Raw genomic sequence first — 2127 nt, 5'->3', positions numbered from 1 at the left:
TGTCGACGACGCTTGAAAACGAGGCCATAGCGACGGTCGAAAACGAGGCCACCCAGACAGATTGGTTGGGTGATCTCAGTGGAGGATTGGGCTCTGATCCGGCGGCTGGTCGCGGACGGTGTTCCGCAGCGCCAGGTGGCGAAGGATCTCGGGGTCGGACGGTCGACGGTGGCGCGGGCGTTGGCCTCGGATCGACCGCCGAAGTACGAGCGGCCGGCGGTGCCGACGTCGTTCACGCCGTTCGAACCGCTGGTGCGGCAACTGCTCGCGGCGACGCCGGACATGCCGGCCACGGTGATCGCCGAGCGGGTCTGCTGGTGCGGGTCGATCACGTGGTTCCGTGACAACGTCCGACGACTGCGTCCGCAGTATCGGCCCGTCGACCCCGCGGACCGGTTGACGTGGCTGCCCGGGGACGCGGCGCAGTGCGACCTGTGGTTCCCGCCCAAGAAGATCCCGCTCGAGGACGGCTCGAAGGTGCTGCTGCCGGTCATGGTGATCACCGCGGCCCACTCGCGGTTCATGGTCGGCCGGATGATCCCGACCCGGCACACCGAGGATCTGCTGCTCGGCATGTGGGTGCTGCTCCAGCAGCTCGGCCGAGTCCCACGCAGGCTGATCTGGGACAACGAGTCCGGCATCGGCCGCGGCAAGAGGCACGCCGAAGGCGTGGGGGCGTTCACCGGCACACTGGCTACCACGCTGCAGCGGTTGAAGCCCTACGACCCCGAGTCCAAGGGCGTGGTGGAGCGTCGCAACGGGTTCTTCGAGACCTCCTTCATGCCGGGCCGGACCTTCGAGTCACCGGCCGACTTCAACACCCAGTTCGCCGACTGGCTCACCATCGCGAACGCCCGGATCGTGCGCACCACCAAGGCTCGTCCGGTCGAGCTGCTCGATGTCGACAGGGCGGCGATGCTTCCCCTGCCGCCCGTGGCGCCGACCGTGGGTTGGGTTAACCGGGTCCGTTTGGGTCGTGACTACTACGTCCGCGTCGACTCCTCGGACTACTCGGTCGACCCGGCGGTGATCGGCCGGTTCGTCGACGTGACCGCGGACCTGGCCAGGGTCGAGGTGCGCCACGAAGGACGCCTCGTCGCCGCTCACGACCGAGTCTGGGCACGCGGCATGACCATCACCGATCCCGTCCACGTCGCCGCGGCCAAGGTGCTGCGCGAGCAGTTCCAGCGACCCCGACCAGCGCCGGATCCCCAGGAGGGCTTGGCGCGGGACCTGGCCGACTACGACCGCGCGTTCGGGCTCCTCGACGGCGGGCTCGCCGATGGTGAGGTGGCCTGATGACCACCAGGACCAACAGGGCGAAGAGCAACGGCAGCGAGCCGCTCAAGCAGCTGACCTACTTGGCGTCGGCGTTGAAGGCGCCCCGGATCATCGAGGCCGCCGCGCGGCTGGCCGACCACGCCCGCGACGCGGGATGGACCCACGAGGAATACCTCGCCGCAGTGCTGGACCGTGAAGTCGCAGCCCGCAACGCATCCGGCGCACAGCTACGCATCCGGGCCGCCGGGTTTGCCGCAAGGAAGACGATCGAAGAGTTCGACTGGGACGCCCAACCCGCGGTCCGTCAGCAGATCGCCGCACTCGCCTCCGGCGGCTTCCTCACCGAGGCCCGCAACGTCGTGCTGCTCGGCCCGCCCGGCACCGGCAAGACCCACCTGGCCACCGGCCTGGGCATCGCCGCCGCGCACCACGGACATCGGGTCCTGTTCGCGACCGCGACCGAGTGGGTCACCCGCCTGACCGAGACCCACCGCGCCGGCCGGCTCCCGCAAGAGCTGACCCGGCTACGCCGCTACGGACTGATCATCGTCGACGAGGTCGGCTACCTGCCCTTCGAGCAAGACGCCGCGAACCTGTTCTTCCAGCTCGTCTCATCCCGCTACGAACACGCCTCGCTGATCCTCACGTCCAACCTGCCGTTCAGCGGCTGGGGAGGTGTCTTCGGTGACCAAGCCGTCGCCGCTGCGATGATCGACCGCGTCGTGCACCACGCCGACGTCCTGACCCTCAAAGGCGCCAGCTACCGGCTCCGCAACCGCGGCATCGACACGCTGCCCAGCATCAGAACCCAGGACACGGCAGACTAGAAACCACGAACCGGTGGCC

Annotated in this window: 2 protein-coding genes; both read left to right on the top strand. The window is 68.9% G+C overall.

Annotated elements, in window-relative coordinates:
• Positions 1-69 precede the first annotated feature (69 nt).
• A complete protein-coding gene (gene istA / locus NR112_RS22175; RefSeq protein WP_256796456.1) occupies positions 70-1299 on the top strand; it encodes an IS21 family transposase in 1230 nt (409 codons plus the stop codon).
• Complete coding sequence (gene istB / locus NR112_RS22170; protein WP_256796455.1) at positions 1299-2108, top strand: IS21-like element helper ATPase IstB; 810 nt, start codon at positions 1299-1301, stop codon at positions 2106-2108. Before istA ends, istB begins: the two co-directional genes overlap by 1 nt.
• Positions 2109-2127: the final 19 nt, after the last annotated feature.

The sequence above is a fragment of the Terrabacter sp. Ter38 genome, assembly GCF_024519435.1.
Classification (GTDB): Bacteria; Actinomycetota; Actinomycetes; order Actinomycetales; family Dermatophilaceae; genus Terrabacter.
Note: the sequence above shows the minus strand (reverse complement) of the source record. Positions and strands in the feature narration are given on the sequence as shown.

What these genes read in the sequence shown, in the direction of transcription:
- istB (WP_256796455.1), top strand. Translation starts at nt 1,299, where the DNA reads ATGACCACCAGGACCAACAGGGCGAAGAGCAACGGCAGCGAGCCGCTC.